Origin of the sequence: Streptomyces sp. 8N706, assembly GCF_052245415.1 — a bacterium.
Taxonomy (GTDB): domain Bacteria; phylum Actinomycetota; class Actinomycetes; order Streptomycetales; family Streptomycetaceae; genus Streptomyces.
This window is the reverse complement of sequence record NZ_JBQQBW010000210.1, coordinates 1-4,623: the sequence shown is the minus strand read 5'-3', so window position 1 is coordinate 4,623 and position 4,623 is coordinate 1. Positions and strand designations below refer to the sequence as shown.

The 4,623-nt window shown below is 71.4% G+C and carries 3 protein-coding genes and 1 riboswitch; of the genes, 2 read left to right on the top strand and 1 reads right to left on the bottom strand.

The window, feature by feature from the left end:
* Positions 1–1,268, bottom strand: a 1,268-nt coding sequence (locus tag ACTWQE_RS33665; protein WP_443332893.1) for a hypothetical protein, incomplete at its 3' end; no start/stop codon positions are given.
* A gap of 305 nt (positions 1,269–1,573) precedes the next feature.
* On the opposite strand from ACTWQE_RS33665, the gene ACTWQE_RS33660 reads away from it, so the two are divergent.
* On the top strand, positions 1,574–2,728 hold the full coding sequence (locus ACTWQE_RS33660; RefSeq protein ID WP_443332894.1) for a PP2C family protein-serine/threonine phosphatase: 1,155 nt from the start codon (positions 1,574–1,576) through the stop codon (positions 2,726–2,728).
* Between the two features lie 295 nt (positions 2,729–3,023).
* Positions 3,024–3,161, top strand: a riboswitch (cyclic di-AMP (ydaO/yuaA leader).
* A 12-nt stretch (positions 3,162–3,173) separates the two neighbouring features.
* Entirely contained in the window at positions 3,174–4,226 is a 1,053-nt protein-coding gene (locus tag ACTWQE_RS33655; RefSeq protein WP_443332892.1) for a M23 family metallopeptidase, read from the top strand.
* Positions 4,227–4,623 lie beyond the last annotated feature (397 nt).

Sequence of the window (4,623 nt, the reverse complement as noted above, 5' to 3'; positions counted from 1 at the left end):
CCCCCGTAGTCCCCGGCGCCGTCCGCGTAGGCGTGCGAGGAGCCGAGCATGCTGCCCAGCAGCGTGCCCACCAGCAGCCCCGGCAGCAATCCGCCGCCGTAGTAGCCGTAGGCCCACGGCCCGTAGACCGGCCCGGCCTCCCAGTACGGCCGGCGTCCGGATGCCGTCTGCACGGTGCGGCCCATCGGCTCCTCGCCGTCCGCCAGCCGTGCGGCGTCGGCGGCGCACACCGGCACGGACCGTTCACCCGCGCCCTCCGGAGCCCACTGCACGTCCTCGACCGAGGGGCCGTGGCGTGGATCGAAGAAGCACGGCGGACGGCGTTCGGGCAGCGGCTGCCCGCTCCTGCGGGCCTCCAGCGTCGTCAGCGAGAACCGGCCGTCCTCGATCGCCTGAGTCACCCCGCGGACGTCATCCGGCCGCCGCGCGCCCTCCATGGACGCCTTCGCCCTCTCGTACGAGTCCAGGGCACGTCCGTAGTCCTCGCGCATCGCGTCGTCCGTCGTGGGGGCGGACGGGTCGAAATCGATACGTTCGAGCTCCTCGCCGAAGGCGGTGATGTCCTCGTCCACCACCGGGCGGAGGGCCGCCAGCTGCCGCTGCTCCCGCTCGGTCCGGCGCCTCTTGCCGCGCCGGCTCACCAGGAGCACGCTGCCGCCCACGGCCAGGAGCAGCACGCCGAAGGTGATGGCCAGACCGGCGCCGCTGACCTTGTTGTAGCCCGCGCCGTCGTTCGTGCCCGTGTCCGTGTCCGAGCCACCGCTCCACGACGCGGGGGCGTGGCCGTTCGCCTGCTGCACGGCCTGGTCGACGAAGCCGGTGATCATCGCCTTGACGTCACCCGGGTCGGACCGCTCCATGGCCCCGGTGAGGTTGGCGACGGCGTTGCGCGGCATCACGGAGGAGTCCGCGCCGGCGTTGAAGCGGTCGCCCAGCCCTACCGCGTAGACACCCGTGATCCCGACCTGGCTCCGCAGGTCCTGGAGGAGCGTCGAGGGCTGGAATTCCGAGGCGGCGGGGAACACGGCCACGAAGACCGGCTTGTCCGCCTTCTCGATCTTGTTCGTCAGGGCGTCGGCGTCCCCGGGAGACAGAATGGACCCGGCCCGGGGATCGACGTAGACGGGGCCCTTCTTCAGGGCCGCCGCGGCGCTGTCGAGCCCGTCCGCAGCCCGAGCGCCGGGAGTCATCACGGCCACCAGCACGAGAGCGGCGGCCACCAGCGCCATCACCGGCCACAGGACGGCGAGACGTACTGAGCTCTTCATACTTACGACGCTAACTCCAAAGGCAGAATAATGGGCTGTTCGGGGCATAAGGGATGTCTTCGCGGGGAGACCTGAGGGAACATCGGTGTGCATCACTTGGCGCACGCCGATTCGCCGACCGCGCGGCCGCCCGCCAGCCTGAGGAGGCGCGGTCCCGCGCCGCACGGACGGGTAGGAGACACGAGGTGGGGATGCGAGTCGGGGGATCGAGCCGTACCGGCCGCAGACGTCGCGGCGCGGCAGCTGTCCCCCACGTGCGGAACGACAGCGTCCGTAGCCCTGCCGGCCGCGCCCTCGCCCGCTGGATGCCCGCCGTGCTGATCGTCGGCGGGCTGGTCTTCGACCTCGCGACCCCGTCCCGCTTCACGGGCTCTCCCTTCTTCTCCGCCGCCCCGCTCGTCGCCGCGCCGCTGTTCTCCCTGCGCGCCACGGTCGCCGCGGGCGTCACCGCCGGGGTCGCGGTGCTCGGGCTGCACCTCTACGACCGCGACGCGGGCAACATCGAGTCGGTGACGGAGCTCGTCACCGTCCTGACCGTCGCCCTGCTCGCGCTGTTCATCAACCGGGTGGTGCGTCGCGGCGACCGTCGGCTCGCGTCGGCGCGCAGCATCGCCGAGGCCGCGCAGATGGCCGTACTGCCGACGCCCGCCGACCGCATCGGCGGCTTTCAGGTCGCGGCCCGGTACCGGGCCGCGCAGGCCGATGCCCGTATCGGCGGCGATCTCTACGCCGTGCAGGACACCCCGTACGGCGTGCGCCTGATCGTCGGGGACGTCCGCGGCAAGGGTCTGGAGGCCGTCGAGGCGGTGGCCATCGTCATCGGCGCCTTCCGCGAGGCCGCGGAGCAGGAGCCGACCCTGGAGAGGGTCGCCGCCCGCCTGGAGCGGGCGCTGGTGCGCGAGGCGGCACTGCGGGAGGATCTCGATCAGTTCGAGGGTTTCACCACGGCCGTGCTGGCGGAGGTGGTGACCACGCCGCCCACGGGCACCGACGCGGAGCCCGGCCGAGGGACGCTGCGCATCCTCAACCGCGGCCACCCGGCTCCCCTCGTGCTCCTCGAGGACGGCCGTCTGTGGGACGCCGAGCCCCTGGTCCCCTCGCTCCCGCTGGGCATGGGGGAGTTGGGCGCCTGGCCGGAACGGGTGGACACCTTCGACTTTCCCGAGGGCGCCACGCTGCTGCTGTTCACGGACGGGGTGACCGAGGCCCGGAATCCCAAAGGCGTCTTCTACGACCCGGCGGAGCGGCTGCGCGGCCGGGTGTTCTCCGGGCCGGACGCTCTGCTCGACGCGATCGTCGAGGACGTGGCCCGGCACACGGCGGGGCAGGCGACGGACGACATGGCGCTCCTGGCGGTCGGCCGTCCGGGGAAGCGGCAGCCGGAGCGGCGGCGGACGGTGGATCTCACGCGCGGCGCGGAGAGCGACCGGGCTGCCGCTCCGGCGCCCTACGGTCCGTAGTTGTTCGGCGCCTCTGCGCGTCGCCGCGGATAACGACTGCGGCACGATCGGGCCGGAGGCTGTTTCCGGCGCGGAGTCAACTCGCCCGTATTGGCGTATGGGTGTCCTGTTTGGTCCTGCCGGAATCCCTTAATGATCAACGGGAACAGCTTGGAATCCAGCGCCGCCGCTATTAACGTTCGATAACGCAGCGCGGTCGTCCCAGCCGTCACAAGAGACGGCACCGTGCGCCTTCGCCGAATCCCGAACGCACAGCACCACCCGCAGGACCGGGCAACACCGGCCACACAGCACCACCCCTGCACGACCTGCACCAAGGGAACCGGGGAACCACCACCTTGGGGTGAATCGGGCGCCTCTCCCAGAGGGGTCCGTAGGAGACCTTCCTGCTCCGAACCCGTCAGCTAACCCGGTAGGCGAGAAGGAAGGAAAGGAGTGCGCCCGCGTGGCGTCCAACAGGCCTGCCTCTGAGTCCTTGTACGAATCCGTGAGCTTTGACGCCGGTTTCGACAGGGAGCCCCCGGCCGTACCGGGTGAGTGGAACCCGACCGAGGAATCCATCGCTCCGGTGCGCGGCAGGCACCGCGTTGTCAAGCAGCGCGGGGGCGGTATGGCCCGCAGCGGCGCTGTCCTCGGGGTCGGCGTCTTCGCCGCGGTCGGCGCCGGCGGTATGGCCAGCGCACAGGAGAAGCCTCCCGTCTCGATCTCCATGCCGGACCTCTCGTACGTTTCGGACAAGCTTCCGGACGCCACGTCACTCCCCGGCATCGGCGCCCTGATATCCGACGACTCCGGGTCGGGTGAGGGCGTCGTGGCCGCCACGGCTCCGCTCTCCGGAGCCGGTCTCACCGACTCCGAGGCCGCCGAGGGCACCGGTGCGGGCGAGGCGCTGCGGGCCCGCATCATGCGCCAGGCCGAGCAGCAGCAGACCGCCGCGGAGGCGGCGGAGCGCGAGGCGACCGAGAAGGCCGCTGCCGAGAAGGCCGCCGAGGAGGCGGAGGAGAGGAAGGCCCAGGCCGCCGCCGAGAAGAAGGAGGCCGAGGCCGAGGCCGCGCGGAAGGCGAAGGCGAAGGCGGAGGCCGAGCGGCTCGCCAGACTCGCCCGCGAGTACACCGTCCCGACGTCCTCCTACACCCTCACCTCCAGCTTCGGCGAGGCCGGCTCCCTGTGGTCCAACGACCACACCGGCCAGGACTTCGCCGCGCCGACCGGCACCCCCGTCAAGGCGGTGCACGGCGGCACCATCACCGAGGCCGGATGGGCGGGGTCGTACGGCTACCGGATCGTCCTCACCCTCGAGGACGGCACGGAGATCTGGTACTGCCACCTGTCCTCGATGACACAGACGTCCGGGGAGGTGGGGACGGGCGAGACCATCGGCCGCGTCGGCGCCACCGGCAATGTCACCGGGCCGCACCTCCACATGGAGGTCCGTCCGGGCGGCGGCGACCCGATCGACCCGGCCTCCTGGCTGAGCGAGCACGGCGTCAGCATCTGAGCCACGCGCTCACCGGCCACGCGCTCACCTCATCGGAGTCACGCGTTCTTCCCGGGGGGCCACGCGCTCCCGCCCCCGTCCCGACGTAGTCCGACAGCCCTGGTGCCTGCCCGGCAACCAGGGCTGTCGGCCTGAACGGACAGGGCCACCCGAGCCACCGTTCGTACGGCTTCACGGAACGAAGAGCCCCCATGCCGGGCAGTCAGCCATGGCATGGGGGCTTCGTTATGCGGTCGACTCCGTACTACTTGACCGGCTCGGGTTCTGGTACGTCGGTTGTTTGGGTGTCGCCGGTGGGGTCGGTGGGTGGGGTTTTGACGGAGTCGAGGAGGAGTTGGGCGACGTCGACGACTTGGAGGGTTTCTTTGGCTTTGCCGTCGTTCTTCTTGCCGTTGAC